We start from the raw sequence: 14085 nt of genomic DNA, 5'->3' as shown, positions 1-14085 counted from the left end.
CTTGTTGTTACCTGGCGATGAGCGCAAATACGCCCCAGCCAAAGTATTCCCGCGCGTACGTTACGTGGCGTTTCGGCGCGATGTTTAGTTCGGCCCTGACTTTGGCGGCGAAGTCATCGTCAGGATTCGCTTCCAGCCAGCGGCGCATGGTCAGCCATTTTGCGGCTTCATACCGGTCCCAGCCTTCCTGGTCTGCCAGTACCATTTCCACCACGTCATAGCCGAGATCGTCGAACGCGCCAACAAGTCCTGGCAGCGTCAGGAAATCGCTTGTCGAGCTGACGCCGCAGGCCTGGGCTATTTCTTCTGTTGCTGGTAGCTGACGCCAGTAGGGTTCGCCGATAAGCATGATCCCGCCCGGTTTCAGGCTCTGCGCCAGCAGTTCGACCGTCCCGGCAAACCCACCGGCAATCCATGTCGCACCAACGCAGGCCGCCACGTCAAATTTTTCATTTGCGACGTAACCGGCCGCATCGTTATGAATAAAATGTAGGCGTTCGCTGACGCCGAGTTCTTCCGCGCGACGCTTTGCCTGCGCGGTGAAGAGCGAACTCATGTCGATGCCAGTCCCCATAATGCCATGATCCCTGGCCCAGGTGCAGAGCATCTCGCCCGAGCCGCTGCCGAGATCAAGAATGCGGGTGCCCGACTTCATACGCAGCACGCGGCCCAGCGTGGCGTACTTCTCTTCGGTGAACGGGTTATGGATGCGGTGTTCACTTTCGCTGATGGTAAAAATACGTGGGATATCCATTATTTAATTCCTGTTATTGGGTTAATCACCAAAAAGGGCACAACAAGATTGTTATTCACGCCAGTGCTCCGGTTTCATCAGGGCCTGCGCGCACTGGATGTGGCCGGTCACGTTCATGGGCTGAGCGGTGAGTGATTGCATCATCCAGCAGGCTTTGTGCTCCTCCGGGATGGGATAAGGTGCCGGATAGCCTTTGTCTCCGGCACAGGGTTCGAACCCATGTCTGGGGTAATAGGTGGCGTGGCCGAGAACAAAAACCGTCTGGCAGCCCATCGATTTCAGGTGCTCGATGCCAGTGCGTATCAACCGTCCTCCCACGCCCATCCCCTGGTATTCCGGTATGACCGCCAGGGGAGCGAGGATATGCATCAGCGGTGAATCCATTTCCCCTTTGAAGGTTGCCCGGGTAAATAAAATATGCCCGACGGCTTTGCCTTCATGTCGGGCCAGTAGCGATAACGCAGGGCGCGCGCTTTCATCCTCAAGTAAAGAGGCCACTAAATCGGCTTCTTTGCTGAAGCCAAATGCGCGGGTTTCGACTTCCCGGATGTCACTGGTATCACTTTCATCTGTGATATGAAAAGTGAAGTAGTGTGCTGTCATAGAAACTCTCCTTAGCGATTATCGAGCTGAGCGCGAACGTTATTCAGCCCGGTGGTGTTGATGCGGTAGGGCTGACCATTGACGGACTTGATAAGTTTTTGGGTTTTGAGTTTTTTGAAGACGGCGAGCGTGCAGTCGGTCAGCAACAGCCCTTCGCGGCTGTAGCATTCAATGGAAGTGACGCGGCCTGAAGAATCGCGGACGTGCGCAATACGGCCACCTTTAGCGAGAACGTGTAAGGTACGTTGTTCCTGACGGGATAAATTCATACTGGAAAACCTGTTTAATCATCATGTGCAAAACGCGCAAACACACCGCGGTGTCCGCATTCGATTTCGGCGCATTGATAATCAGTCCGGCCTGAAAAGGTCGGTAAGCTGATTATCGGATGATTACATTCTCCAGCATCAAAGCCTCGGGTAGAGTTGAAAGGTATTTACGGAGCGAATAATAACACGTAGTTTTAGCAGGGATATGTTTCAGTAGAAAAAGTGTGATGTACTTCGGAAATCGAACGCCAGCTCATTTACTGAAAAAAGGCAGGTGCACTGACGAATGCAGGTTTTAGTACCCCTTATATGGCCTCATTGGCTTTTCCCTTCGGGAAATTATTCTCCTTTTGTTAAATCCAGAACATAAATATGCTCACCCTCTTCGATGCTTGAAAAATTGAAGCCAATCCTGATAAGTAATTTTTTTGAAAGGGTATTTTCCGGATTCACACCGGCTTTGATGAGTGAAAAACCGTTCTCTTTTATCCAGTCAATCGTGGCGGTAATTGCTTCAATTGCATATCCCTGGCGAGCATAAGCGGGACTGATGGTATAGCCGAGCCAAAACACATCGCATTGCTGACGTAAATAGATATCACCAATCAAAACCTGCGTCATCTTGTTGACAATGGCCAATTGAATACCGCGAGCAAGTTTAAGAACTCCCAGCAACTCTGCTTCATAGTCCTCTTTTGTTAGCCCCTTAAATCCCTGATATTTCATCCACTCAGCATCATTGCGATACACCATAAAACTATCAATTTCGTGTGACTGAAATGGTCGAATGATGCATCTTGACGATATTATTTGCATAAGACTTTCTGTTTAATGATTCTCCTGCGCCAGTCTCTGCGACTACAAGAGTTACCACCTGAAGCTACGCCCGACGGCTACTCTCTGACTATGTCCGGTGCGTCGCCGCTTACATACACAACACGAAAACTGTCAGTTTGATGTTCAACCCTCATCGGCATAGAACACAAACGCCAGCTTATTCCCGTCCGGATCGCGTACATAGGCACTATGGAATCCCTGTCCGTATTGTGGCCTGTGCCCCGGTGTACCTTCATCCCTGGCGCCCAGACTGATAGCAAGTTCGTACAACTGCTGGATGTGTTCAAACGAGTGGGTATTCAGTGCGACCATCGTGCCATTACCAACGCTCGCTGGTTGCTGGTTAAAGGGCCTGCCGACGCACAATCCGATGGTATGGTTATTGCTGAACGTCCCCCAGGATGCGCCTTCTTCATTACGGCCTGCCTTTGGATGTCCAAGCAATTCCATCAGTGGATCGTAGAACCTTATGGCGCGCTGTAGATCGTTAGTACCCAGCATCACGTAAGAAAACATAAACCCTCCTTAATCTCTTTTGCATTATTGCTCCTGGCAGCCTACCGGTGATACTGACTGCCCCTGGTGCTGCTTGCCCAGTTTAAGCAGACCGGAAACCAATAGATGACGGCTATACCGGCTAGCAGTGCCGCGTAGTGGAAGGTCATCCTGCCGCCAGCAGAAAGTAAATCCATCGAGTTGCATCACCGGAAAGAGTAAATGCGCTCTAAGCAAGAATACAGGCGGATATCGGCATCTCATAGGCCTGACAAAACTGTTCGTGCTATGTCATAACACGCACCTTCTGTCGTTTAATTGTCTACTAAATATACAGAATTGCTGCGCGGCGTTTAGCGGGTCAGATCAAGAGATGCTGCTGATAACATTATGAATATTGACTCAACTCATATGTCCAATGAATGCCGCTTTGATAGTCTTACTGTATCTCTTTGGTCGTTGACAGGATTGTAACGTTGGAAATCTTTTTTTAACCCACTGAAAAAAATCTCTTAAATATTTTTCATACATAAAAATTCATGGTCCGTTCAGTACGGATCCGATTTTGTATGGGTTAAAAAAGGTACGTTATGAAAGTTACATGGACCGTCACGCCTGTGGGGTATCAGCGCATTGCGAAACGCTGCCCTTCGTGCAGCATTAAACGGGACTTCATGCCGTCAGGTGCATTTCGGGTTAATTCGCAAAAGAAGGTGCTGGACGTGTGGAGTATCTATAAATGCACCCATTGCGATTATACCTGGAATATCTCCCTGTTTTCGCGCCTGCACGTCAGCAAAATTGACCGCGAACTTCATCACCGGCTGATGAGCAACGATGCAGCCACGGTTCAACATTTTGCCTATGACACAACTACGCTGAAACGAAATAATGCTGAGATCTCGGGTCGGCCTGATTTTCGCATTCAGGAAAAGGGGTTAGCCAGCCTTTCTCCCGGTAAATGGGTCAAGGTTAGCGTAAGGATTTCCCGTTCTTTTCAGGTCAGCCCAAGAGTGAGGCGGCCTGGTTTACCTGGCCGCGGGCATAGGGAGGGAGCAGCGTAAATGACGATTGCTTAACCGCTAGCTCAAAATGATTCTCGCAGCAGCCGGGGACTATCGACCAAAACTTTCTCACGGTGGCTTTCGCCGTTAATAATGTGCAGCGTACTTAAGCGCCCAATCTCATAGTGCGGAAGCTGGACCGTGGATAGCGGAGGTAAAAACAAATTACCGATCCCTACGAGGTTGTCGTACCCAAGAACCGCAATATCCTGTGGGATGCGGATCCCTCGCGTCAACAGCGTCTGATAGACCATAAACGCAATGCGGTCATTACCACAGATCACCGAATCAAACTGCGGCTGCCCCCGCTCCAGATACGCCAGCAAAATGTCAGGAATATCACGGTAGTGCTCATCGCCATACTGCATATAGCAGTGCTCAAGCGTATCGGGATTGATATTGGCTTCCCGGCAGGCGCGGTCCAGCCCCTTACGGCGGCGAAGCGTCGCCAGATGATTGACAGGTAAATGCAGGCAAAGGGGGCGGCGGTATCCCGCCGCTAACAGCGCCTGTACAGCGGTATACTGCCCTTGTTCATCGTCAGGAATATAGCTGGCAACCGGTTCTCCCGTGTTCTCGCAGTTGGCCAGCACGCAGGGGTGCTCCAGTAATCTGGGCGAGATGTTCACCTCGCGCAGTCCCATGGTGGTGAAAATGATCCCCCCGGGCCGGTGCGCGAGCAGCAGGTCGACAATATCGTCAGGATTATCATCGGTAAACATGTTAACCACGAAGCTATTCCAGCCATACGCGCGGGCCGTTTCCTCGATAGACAGCGTTATCTCAACCGAAAACGGGGTAGTGACGGTATCCAGCGCAAGCACGCCAATCGTTTTATTCCTGGAGCCGACGCGACGAACCTGCCGGGCAGAGAGGTCCGGCACATAGTTTAGCTGTAAGATAGCCTCCTGCACCCTGGACAGGGTTTCAGGCTTCACGCGTTTCGGATCGTTAAGCACCCGCGACACGGTCATTAGCGATACGTTGGCCACTCTGGCCACATCTTTTAAAGACGCCATAGCCTTCCATTAATCAAACTAAGTATCCAATCCTGATTTGCACGCAATCCACCGCTTAGCGGGCTGTGAGCACCTGTAAAAATCCTATTCTAGGCGTTGAACCCCGGGGAGTTGCAAGCCACGAAAGAAAATTTGATCTTGATCTCAATGCATATATGTTAACGTTAACTTTTGTGATTAACATCGAGTATCAACGCGAAATCAAGTGTAGAACAAAAATGTTAACGTTACCATCTCGGCATATCATTCCTCTGAGATTACGTTGATGAAAAAAAGGCCTTCCCAAAGCTATCTGCTGCTTAGCGCTCTGCTGTTCTTTTTCTTTGTGACCTGGTCCTCATCAAGCTCACTCCTTTCCATCTGGCTGCATCAGGAAGTGGGGCTGAAAGCGTCGGAAACCGGCATTATCTTTTCCGTGTTATCCGCATCCGCGCTCTTCGCTCAGGTTTGCTACGGCTTTATTCAGGACCGGCTTGGCCTGCGTAAACATTTGCTCTGGTGCATTACGGCGCTGCTCATTCTCTCCGGCCCCGCCTACCTGCTTTTTAGCTATTTGCTGAGCGTTAATATTCTGCTAGGCAGCGTATTCGGCGGCTTGTTTATCGGGCTGACCTTTAACGGCGGCATCGGCGTTCTGGAGTCCTATACCGAGCGCGTTGCGCGGCAGAGTACCTTTGAGTTTGGGCGGGCCCGCATGTGGGGGTCGCTGGGCTGGGCTGTCGCCACGTTTTTTGCCGGGTTACTGTTTAATATCAACCCTGACCTTAACTTCCTGGTGGCTTCATGCTCAGGGTTAATCTTCTTCTGTCTGCTGGCCCGCTTAAAGGTGGCCGCGCCGGCAAGCATGGAGAAACTCGAAATTGGCGCTAAAAAGGTTTCTCTGGAAGACGCCCTGCGCCTGCTTACTCTGCCGCGCTTCTGGGCGCTAATATTCTTCGTGGTCGGCACCTGTATTTACGGCGTCTACGATCAGCAATTCCCGGTCTACTTCTCTTCACAGTTCCCGACGCTGAAAGAAGGCAACGAGATGTTCGGCTACCTGAACTCCTTCCAGGTCTTTCTGGAGGCCGCGGGCATGTTTTGCGCGCCCTGGCTGGTTAACCGCGTTGGCGCCAAAAATGGCCTGATATTCGCAGGGATGGTAATGGCGCTGCGCATGATCGCTTCCGGGCTGGTGGAAGGGCCGCTGCTCATTTCGATTACCAAGCTGCTCCACGCCGTCGAACTGCCGATACTGCTGGTCGCCATTTTTAAATACAACAGCCTGAACTTCGACAAGCGCCTGTCCTCCACCATTTATCTGGTGGGATTCGCCTGCACCAGCTCAATTATTGGCACCGTATTATCCCCGCTGGCGGGCTTTAGCTATGAGAAGTTTGGCTTCGCCCAGTCCTATCTGATCATGGGCATTATGGTGTTCTGCACCACGTTTATTTCCATTTTCCTATTGCGCTCAAATAAGTCCTCATCTGAGCCAACCTTTCTGCAGCAAAAAGCTGTGTAATGTACCGAGAGTAAAGACGATGACATCCTTATTAGAACTGGCTGAACGGACGCTTGAAAAAGCACAACCCGCTATTAATTCGCGCTGGTATCCGCGCTATCACCTTGCCGCTCGCGCAGGCTGGATGAACGATCCTAACGGCCTGGTATGGTTTGACGGCTGGTATCACGCGTTTTATCAACATCACCCTTATTCCCCTGAATGGGGGCCGATGCACTGGGGGCATGCCCGCAGCAAGGATCTGGTGCACTGGGAACATCTGCCGGTCGCGCTGGCTCCCGAAGGCCCGGCGGATAAAGACGGCTGCTTCTCCGGCTCCGCCGTGGTGGACGGCGATACCCTGGCGCTGATTTATACCGGACATAAGTTTCACGGTTCGCCAGACACCGACGACAATCTCTACCAGGTGCAGTGTCTGGCAACCAGCCGTGACGGCATCCATTTTGAACGGCATGGCCTGGTGATTGATACCCCGCCAGGGCTGCACCATTTTCGCGATCCGAAGGTGTGGCGCGAAGGTGAGTTCTGGTACATGGTTGTCGGTTCCCGCGTGGAGAATACCGGCCAGGTGCGCCTGTACCGCTCCACCGATCTCCGCGAATGGCACGACGAAGGCGTGTTTGCCGAGGCCGAAGACGGCAAGGGTTTTATGTGGGAATGCCCGGATTTCTTTACCCTGGGAGGGAAGCGCGTCCTGATGTTCTCCCCACAGGGCATGGCGGCGGAAGGGTATCACCATCGCAACCTCTTCCAGAGTGGCTACCTGCTCGGGGAGTGGCAGCCAGGCCAACCGTTTAGCCATAACGGACAGTTTATTGAGCTGGACCACGGCCACGACTTTTATGCTCCGCAAAGTTTCCTGACCCCGGATGGCCGCCGCATCGTCATCGGCTGGCTGGATATGTGGGAATCGCCGATGCCAGAACGGCAGGATGGCTGGGCCGGTATGCTCTCTCTGCCGCGCGAATTAAGCCTTACCGACGATCGTCGTCTGAGGATGAAGCCCGCCGAGGAGGTCACCGCCCTGCGCGGCAGCTATTATCCGACGCCGGTTCGCTGCCTGAATAATCAGCAAGTCCCCGTCGCGGCAGATGCCGAAGCGGTCGAAGTGCAGCTGGTATGGGACCTGAGCGCCTCTACGGCCGAACGGTTCGGCATGGCATTGGGCGACGGGCTGAGAATATATGTCGACGATCAGGCGAGGCGTCTGGTGGTGGAGCGTCGCTATCCGGAGTATTCGCTTGAAGGCACGCGCAGCATTCCGCTGCCAGCGGATAACCTACTGTCACTGCGCATCTTTATTGACCGCTCATCAGTGGAGGTTTTTGTTAACAATGGCGAAGCTTGCTTAAGCAGCCGAATTTATCCGCAGCCGGGCCAGCGCGATATTTCACTGTTTGCCAGTCATGGCACCGCCTCATTACATGACGCCGGATACTGGTCTCTGAAGAGATAATTCCGCCGGGATCGGCTTTGCTTCTTACCCTATGAAATTTTTATTTCTGCCAGTCTCTGGCTGGCATTTTATTATCTGGAATAATGAGAGAGCGAAATGGATAAAATATTAACGCCTCACTGTCGCATTAAAGCAATAAATAAAAATATATTCGCTTCTGGAAAACAAACATTGGCATTGATGCTGTCATTATCCGCATTTTCTGCCATCGCTGAAGAAACCAACGGCCAGCCAGGAAGCTATACGGGCAGCTATCAAAGCTATTTCCAGGATGAGCCTGAAGTTCAGGAAAAGCCTTCATTGCCTGTACAAAAGGGAAATGCGCAATCGTCCCTTAGTGCTTCTTCGTCCCCTGTTGCTGCGGGAGCTGCGGCTGAATCTATGAAGTCGACAACGCTACCCGAGGTAACGCAGAGTAAATCAGCCGGGGTAACAAAAAATCGTAAAGCGGATAATCCTGAGGACGTCAGCCTACTGCGCTTAAGGCAGGAAGACCCGCCCGTTCATTGGAACAGTATCGGCCGTAACATGGAGGCTGGCGGCCTGCACGGCAACATCGGCACGCAAATAGAAATTGACGACGTGCGCTGGAGTAATAATAAGAAAAATAGCGGTAAATTCAAACTCGCTACCATTCAGGCATTTTTAAGACACGATGAGCTGCCCAACTGGTATTTTGGCTTCTGGAACGCGAGGGAAGACAGCTATAAAGGTCAATTCAGCAATCAGGACTACGGCGGCACCAATACGATCAATGAGTTTTTTGTTGGCCATATCTTTGAAACCTGGCGGGGTAATATCGGGACGGAAGTTATGGTCGGCTCCGAAACGGCAACTAAACGCTGGAAAAACCGCTTCAAAGTCTGGCAGGACATCCGCCTGACCAACAAATGGAGCCTGGCCGGGTACGCTTACGGCGAATTCCAGCCCCAGGGGAATGAGCCGGGAAATGGCGATCTTGAACAGTACATTTTCGAAATTGAGCCAGCCATTCAATACCGCGTGAATCCGGATCTCGGCCTGTATTTACGACCATATTATTACTATAACCGTCAGGAGCGTCAAAGCTGGGGCGATATTGTTGAAGAAGAATGGAAAATCACCGCTGGGCTCTGGCGCAACTGGTATCCGCTGTTAACCTCTCTGTATTTTGGCGTCGGGCAGGACAAAATAGATAATGCCAGCAATCCCAAAGAAGTTTTTTATGACGGCCGATATAAATTTATTGGCGGCACCCTTAGCTATCCGATTTATGGCGAAGTGCGATTATATGGTGAATTCAAAGCGCAGTTCACTAAAGAAACCGGACTCTGGACATCTACCGGACACTCATGGAATCCCTTTACCGTAGTTGGCGTGAATTATAACTTCTAACATTCAGGTGTATCATGAAAAAATTAACGCTAGCGGCATCGGTCGCTCTGCTGGTGCTTTCGTTTGCAAATATGCCAGCCTGGTCGCAGCCGTCTAAAGAAACATTACAAAATAAAAGCATTAGCCATATTAAAGATTTTTTCCCACGGGTCGAAGGCTCCTTTGTTGGCGACCCGATGCCGGTCTATAACGACGGTGAATTTGATATTTTTTATCTGAACGATATCCGCGGCGGCAGCGATCTCGGGGTACACGCCATACATCTGCTGTCGAGCAGCAACTTATATGATTATCAAAACCATTCGGAAGTGATTCCCTACGTTAACGACGTGGACGATCCTGAACTGCTGCTGGGAACCGGTTCAATGATTAAAGTCGGCGATACTTGGCATGCCTGGTACACCGCACACAATGAAAACGTGTTCCCGGTTGAATCGATAATGCACGCCACCAGTAAAGATCGCCTTCACTGGGTAAAACATCCGCAGAATACTATTCTACCGGGCGCTAGCTACCGGGGGAATGACTTCCGGGATCCCCATGTCGTTTGGGTTGAAGAAAAGAAAGAATACTGGATGTTAATTACCACCCGCAGCAACGGGCGCGGGGTGATTGCCCGCTACAGCTCAACCGATTTGGAAAACTGGCAGGACCGCGGCGTATTTTTTGATAACGACACCATTACCAGCAATGCCAACCTCGAATGCCCGACGCTAGTCTTCTTCAACGGACGCTGGTATCTCAGCTTTAGCGACCAATGGCCGTTGCGCCTGACCCAGTACCGGGTCGCCGACAATCCGGAAGGACCGTGGCAAAAAATGGATAACTATGTGGTCGATGGATCGGGTTTTTACGCGGGAAAACTGGCGCTTAAAAACGATCGCCTGTTTGTCTTCGGCTGGATCCCGACCAAAGCGGGCACCCGGGACGGCGGCAACGTTGACTGGGCAGGAAATCTGGTTGCCCATGAGCTCACCGCAGACAGCAACGGGCGGCTCAACAGCATCCTTCCCCAGGAGCTTCGCACGGTGATAAATAACAACCCTGGTCCGGTAACCCCCTTAACGAGCAGTAAAACACTAAACATAGCAACGCAGTTCGGCCCGCTGCAGTCATCTGTCTATCCGCCATTGCCCAAAAAAGGAGAGCTAAGCGCGACGATAGACGTTCCCTCTGCGGGAATGGTGATGAGCTTTGGTCTGACCGACGACAGGGTGGCTGACGCAACGCTCAACGTTGTGTTCAACAGGAGCAAGGGGAAGGTTTATTTTTTCAACGCTCCGCTGACGTCGATTCACCAGGCCAACGCTGAATCCTGGGTGGATGTTCCGCTCGATGAAAAACTTGAGCTACGCGTCCTGATCCAGGACTCGATTGCCGTCTTTTATATCAACGATAAGGCGGCATTCAGCACCCGGATGTATTCCATGCAGAACAAGCCATGGAGCATTAGCCTGCCTCAAAACGATAATTTTCACGCGACGCTGAAAATAAAAGAAATGATTTAACGGGATATTATTATGAAAAACCATCATGCCCTGACTGTTATTTTTGCTCTTCTGTTTCCGGCGCTGGCGAATGCAAGTATGAGCATCATGAAGGATTTGTCGGGAAAGGTTGTTGCCGTGGATCCGTGGTCATATCTGGATGAGGATGTGATGTGGACCTCAGCCCGCTCCTCTAATCCTACCGGTGGCCGCGTTCACGGACAGCTGAAAATGAAATATGCCATCGAGGATAATAACTGGCGTAACAGCCATTTCCACAGCGGGAAGGATTCACTGACTTTTGTGCAGGGGGTTATGCATCACGATGCGTTACCCGGCTGGTATCTGGCTTTCTCTGAGGGTAGAACCACCAACTATAACGGGACGTGGGAAGATCAGACTTACCTCAGCCAGAATCAGTGGACCCAGCTGATTATCGGCCATGAATATTTCTACAAGCGGCTGCGCTACGGCTGGGATGTTATGGGCGGAAGCTCGTCAATTGAGGACCGCTGGCAGGGGCGCATCAAGCTGTTTACCGATCTGCGCGTCACGGACAGCCTTTCCTTCTTTAACTACCTGTACCAGCAGGTTGACCACCGCCGCAGCGGCGGTTCACAAAATGACCGTGACGTGCGTTCATTTCAGATTGAACCCGGTGTTCAATACATTATCAACAACACCACCGGGGTCTGGTTCCGCCAGCAGTTCGCTTCCGCCATTTTAGACCGGGCGCAGTGGGGCGATATCGACGAAAAAAGCTGGAGCACCTCATTCGGCGTCTGGCACAACTGGGGGAGGCTATCCACAACGCTCAGCGGCGGGTACGGGCATTATAAGAAAGATAATGCCCAGCCAGAGGATGGCGAAGTATTCCAGAATACCCGCAATCGCTACCTGAAGGTGTCAGCGAATTATCCTCTGACCTCCCGCTTCACGGTGTCCGGGGAAGTTACCGGCTCGTTGATAAAGCAGAGCGGAAGCTGGGTCACTAACGGCGATGCCATCGCTACCGATTATAAGGTGATGCTGGATTATAACTTTTAACAGATAGGTTTGAATGACCGGCGGGGCATGAATACGGTTAGGCAATAGCGCAAAACCTGACGTGCCCGCAGGTCGTGTATGCATAAAATTAGTTAATTATTATTGAGGAAAAGTCATGAATATCTGGACGCTTGGCGATGCGGTGGTCGATCTTCTACCCCTTTCAGACATGCAGTATCAGGCCTGTGCAGGAGGAGCCCCGTTCAACGTTGCGGTCGGTACCGCACGCTTACGCAGCCAGAGCGGTTTTATCGGCCGGGTCGGTGACGACGACTTTGGTCATTTTTTAAAAACAACGCTGTCTGATTCAGGCGTCTCAACCGCAGGCCTTCAGCTGGATAGCCAGTACAGAACCAGCACGGTGCTGGTCTCGCTCAACGGTGATGGAGAGCGCGGGTTTACGTTTTTAACCAATCCTTCCGCGGATCAGTTTTTAACGCCCGACGGACTTCCAGAATTTAACGACGATATTCTGCACTTTTGCTCGCTGGCGCTGGTCGCCGAAGTTTGCCGCACTACGTTAGCCACCGCTATCGGCAAAGTTAAGCAGCGTGGGGGATTGCTGAGTTTTGATGTGAATTTACGCGAGCAAATGTGGCTCGATAAGCGTCAAATGCTCGATACGGTGCGCCAATTTTCCTCACAGGCCGACATTCTTAAACTCTCGGAGGAAGAATGGTACTGGATGACGGGCACGCACGATTTTACCCGAGCTCTTGACGCCCTTAAGGCATTCCCCGCGCAGCTAAAGTTAGTGACCTACGGCGCGCAGGGTGCCATGGTGCTCTGGCGCGACGGCGTCATCCATTTTAACGGTTATACCGTCGACAGTGTTGATACCACCGGGGCTGGCGACGCTTTTGTCGCCGGTTTGCTGGCCTGGATTGCACAAAACGGGATGCCGGAGAGCTTTGAACAGCTCCACCAGGCCGTTGCTCAGGCCGGTGCCTGCGGTGCCCTCGCGACAACCCGCAAAGGTGCGCTGACCGCTCTGCCGGATACCGACGCGCTTGATGCTTTTATTAGCCAATTTTCTCTGCCCGACTACGAGGTTAAAAACGTCTAAATACCATAGCTGCACGATCTCCATCCAGAAAACAGGGCCGGGCTAAGCTGGAATATTCGGCCTTTTTTCCACTTTATCCTGGGAGCCGCACTCACAGGAAAATCACAGTCCGGCGTCTGCCGATGCATGGTTGTATTTTTCACTGGAAGAGGAAAGGGGAATGATAGTCAGAACAGGACACGGCTGTGTTCCGCTAAAACATGCGCAAGGTTTTGCAAAACACCTTGAGAACACGGGTGTGGAGCACATACCGGGAAACAGAGGTGCATTCGTGCGCAGTGAAACCCAGGGCGACTGGCCGCATTTCTTTCTGGCAAAATGGTGGCAGGGTCTGCAGTCGATCAAAGAATTTGCCGGAGAAAACTATCACATGGCGGTGACCTACCCGGACGATGAAGAGTTTGAGCTACTTTCCGAGCCTTACGTCTTTCAACATGTTGTGGAGACCGTTTCACCCCTTTAGGCTTATTTCTCGGGTAATCTCCCGGTTACCCGATTTGCTACAGCATCCTTGTTATCGTAAAGGCTACACTTTCGCTCCCTGCGGTGGGTTTAGCGGGCCGACGCCACGCTATCCATTATCAAGGGGGCATGACGGGCTTCGACCTGAACACTGGGCTAGCGTTTATTCAGATAATTTTGCGCTTCTCTAATCGAACGTCAGCATCATCAATATCCGTTTCATTACCCCAGCCGAGGTGCCTGTAAAACTGCACCGCACGGCTGTTTTTAGCCGTTTCCAGCCAGGCAATTTGATGATGTTTAAATATCTCTGTCTCCGCGGCGCTGACCAGCCCACGTCCTATCCCCTTATTCTCATAAGCAGGAACAACAAATGCGGAAAACAGACAGCATTCATCCGTTAAAATCATTGAAAACCCAACGATTTTCCCGTTATCAACCGCCACCCAGGCGCAGGGGCCTTGCGCTATCATAGCGGCTATCGTGGCCTCGGTGATCCCCATCTGCTGCATCTCTTTACGGCTGAGATGATTCTCGGTCACCGAGGTTCTGACGTCGAAAATAGCTTCCACGTCTGAGGCATGGGCAAGTCTAAACTGAATTCCCATTAGGTTTGCTTCCTGCAGGATTGAAATGGTGTGTAAGGGC

The 14085-nt window shown here is 51.7% G+C and carries 13 protein-coding genes and 2 pseudogenes; 8 read left to right on the top strand and 7 right to left on the bottom strand.

The genetic code is table 11. The features are described 5' to 3' along the window. Nucleotides 1-7 precede the first annotated feature (7 nt). From BZK41_RS03835 to BZK41_RS03815, 5 genes and pseudogenes are all read right to left on the bottom strand, one after another. Nucleotides 8-754: a class I SAM-dependent methyltransferase gene (locus tag BZK41_RS03835; RefSeq protein ID WP_079937231.1), complete on the bottom strand. Its 747-nt coding sequence runs from the start codon at nucleotides 752-754 to the stop codon at nucleotides 8-10. A 55-nt stretch (nucleotides 755-809) separates the two neighbouring features. Beyond that, a pseudogene (locus BZK41_RS03830) lies at nucleotides 810-1357 on the bottom strand (N-acetyltransferase). An 11-nt stretch (nucleotides 1358-1368) separates the two neighbouring features. Beyond that, on the bottom strand, nucleotides 1369-1626 hold the full coding sequence (locus tag BZK41_RS03825) for a YjhX family toxin (RefSeq protein ID WP_079937229.1): 258 nt from the start codon (nucleotides 1624-1626) through the stop codon (nucleotides 1369-1371). Nucleotides 1627-1965: 339 nt separating this feature from the next. After that, entirely contained in the window at nucleotides 1966-2442 is a 477-nt protein-coding gene (locus tag BZK41_RS03820) for a GNAT family N-acetyltransferase (protein WP_079937228.1), read from the bottom strand. Nucleotides 2443-2586: 144 nt separating this feature from the next. Then, nucleotides 2587-2979 carry a VOC family protein gene (locus tag BZK41_RS03815; protein ID WP_000493336.1) on the bottom strand — a complete coding sequence of 131 codons (393 nt, stop codon included), beginning with the start codon at nucleotides 2977-2979 and terminating at the stop codon, nucleotides 2587-2589. A gap of 569 nt (nucleotides 2980-3548) precedes the next feature. On the opposite strand from BZK41_RS03815, the pseudogene BZK41_RS03810 reads away from it, so the two are divergent. Next, a pseudogene (locus tag BZK41_RS03810) lies at nucleotides 3549-4011 on the top strand (DUF1062 domain-containing protein); the annotation flags it as partial. A 34-nt stretch (nucleotides 4012-4045) separates the two neighbouring features. Here the strand turns inward: BZK41_RS03810 and BZK41_RS03805 are convergent. Beyond that, nucleotides 4046-5041 (bottom strand): LacI family DNA-binding transcriptional regulator, encoded by a 996-nt coding sequence (locus BZK41_RS03805; protein ID WP_032681798.1) that lies wholly within the window; start codon nucleotides 5039-5041, stop codon nucleotides 4046-4048. Nucleotides 5042-5303: 262 nt separating this feature from the next. Here BZK41_RS03805 and BZK41_RS03800 point away from each other — a divergent pair, with 262 nt between their 5' ends. The 7 genes from BZK41_RS03800 (at nucleotide 5304) to BZK41_RS03770 (ending at nucleotide 13438) form a co-directional block, all read left to right on the top strand. After that, nucleotides 5304-6545 (top strand): MFS transporter, encoded by a 1242-nt coding sequence (locus BZK41_RS03800; protein ID WP_079937226.1) that lies wholly within the window; start codon nucleotides 5304-5306, stop codon nucleotides 6543-6545. Between the two features lie 19 nt (nucleotides 6546-6564). After that, nucleotides 6565-8001: a glycoside hydrolase family 32 protein gene (locus BZK41_RS03795; protein ID WP_079937225.1), complete on the top strand. Its 1437-nt coding sequence runs from the start codon at nucleotides 6565-6567 to the stop codon at nucleotides 7999-8001. A 180-nt stretch (nucleotides 8002-8181) separates the two neighbouring features. Next, nucleotides 8182-9375, top strand: a complete 1194-nt coding sequence (locus tag BZK41_RS03790; RefSeq protein WP_253193743.1) for an OmpG porin family protein — start codon at nucleotides 8182-8184, stop codon at nucleotides 9373-9375. 14 nt (nucleotides 9376-9389) lie between these two features. Then, a complete protein-coding gene (locus tag BZK41_RS03785) occupies nucleotides 9390-10883 on the top strand; it encodes a glycoside hydrolase family 32 protein (protein WP_079937223.1) in 1494 nt (497 codons plus the stop codon). Between the two features lie 12 nt (nucleotides 10884-10895). Further along, on the top strand, nucleotides 10896-11909 hold the full coding sequence (locus BZK41_RS03780) for an OmpG porin family protein (RefSeq protein ID WP_032681794.1): 1014 nt from the start codon (nucleotides 10896-10898) through the stop codon (nucleotides 11907-11909). A gap of 115 nt (nucleotides 11910-12024) precedes the next feature. Next, nucleotides 12025-12975 carry an aminoimidazole riboside kinase gene (locus tag BZK41_RS03775; RefSeq protein ID WP_063444313.1) on the top strand — a complete coding sequence of 317 codons (951 nt, stop codon included), beginning with the start codon at nucleotides 12025-12027 and terminating at the stop codon, nucleotides 12973-12975. A gap of 160 nt (nucleotides 12976-13135) precedes the next feature. Beyond that, the gene (locus BZK41_RS03770; protein ID WP_079937222.1) at nucleotides 13136-13438 is read left to right on the top strand and encodes a hypothetical protein; all 303 of its coding nucleotides are present in this window, start codon (nucleotides 13136-13138) and stop codon (nucleotides 13436-13438) included. Between the two features lie 166 nt (nucleotides 13439-13604). Here the strand turns inward: BZK41_RS03770 and BZK41_RS03765 are convergent, their stop codons facing one another. Continuing rightward, nucleotides 13605-14045 (bottom strand): GNAT family N-acetyltransferase, encoded by a 441-nt coding sequence (locus BZK41_RS03765; RefSeq protein WP_079937221.1) that lies wholly within the window; start codon nucleotides 14043-14045, stop codon nucleotides 13605-13607. Between the last annotated feature and the right edge of the window lie 40 nt (nucleotides 14046-14085).

Origin of the sequence: Citrobacter sp. A316, assembly GCF_002042945.1 — a bacterium.
Taxonomy (GTDB): Bacteria; Pseudomonadota; Gammaproteobacteria; order Enterobacterales; family Enterobacteriaceae; genus Citrobacter; species Citrobacter portucalensis.
Note: the sequence above shows the minus strand (reverse complement) of the source record. Positions and strands in the feature narration are given on the sequence as shown.

Bases quoted from the DNA above. Each gene is read 5' to 3' on its own strand.
- BZK41_RS03805 (WP_032681798.1), bottom strand. From the start codon at position 5,041: ATGGCGTCTTTAAAAGATGTGGCCAGAGTGGCCAACGTATCGCTAATG.
- BZK41_RS03820 (WP_079937228.1), bottom strand. From the start codon at position 2,442: ATGCAAATAATATCGTCAAGATGCATCATTCGACCATTTCAGTCACAC.
- BZK41_RS03765 (WP_079937221.1), bottom strand. From the start codon at position 14,045: ATGGGAATTCAGTTTAGACTTGCCCATGCCTCAGACGTGGAAGCTATT.
- BZK41_RS03770 (WP_079937222.1), top strand. From the start codon at position 13,136: ATGATAGTCAGAACAGGACACGGCTGTGTTCCGCTAAAACATGCGCAA.
- BZK41_RS03775 (WP_063444313.1), top strand. From the start codon at position 12,025: ATGAATATCTGGACGCTTGGCGATGCGGTGGTCGATCTTCTACCCCTT.
- BZK41_RS03815 (WP_000493336.1), bottom strand. From the start codon at position 2,979: ATGTTTTCTTACGTGATGCTGGGTACTAACGATCTACAGCGCGCCATA.
- BZK41_RS03780 (WP_032681794.1), top strand. From the start codon at position 10,896: ATGAAAAACCATCATGCCCTGACTGTTATTTTTGCTCTTCTGTTTCCG.
- BZK41_RS03825 (WP_079937229.1), bottom strand. From the start codon at position 1,626: ATGAATTTATCCCGTCAGGAACAACGTACCTTACACGTTCTCGCTAAA.
- BZK41_RS03785 (WP_079937223.1), top strand. From the start codon at position 9,390: ATGAAAAAATTAACGCTAGCGGCATCGGTCGCTCTGCTGGTGCTTTCG.
- BZK41_RS03835 (WP_079937231.1), bottom strand. From the start codon at position 754: ATGGATATCCCACGTATTTTTACCATCAGCGAAAGTGAACACCGCATC.
- BZK41_RS03795 (WP_079937225.1), top strand. From the start codon at position 6,565: ATGACATCCTTATTAGAACTGGCTGAACGGACGCTTGAAAAAGCACAA.
- BZK41_RS03790 (WP_253193743.1), top strand. From the start codon at position 8,182: ATGCTGTCATTATCCGCATTTTCTGCCATCGCTGAAGAAACCAACGGC.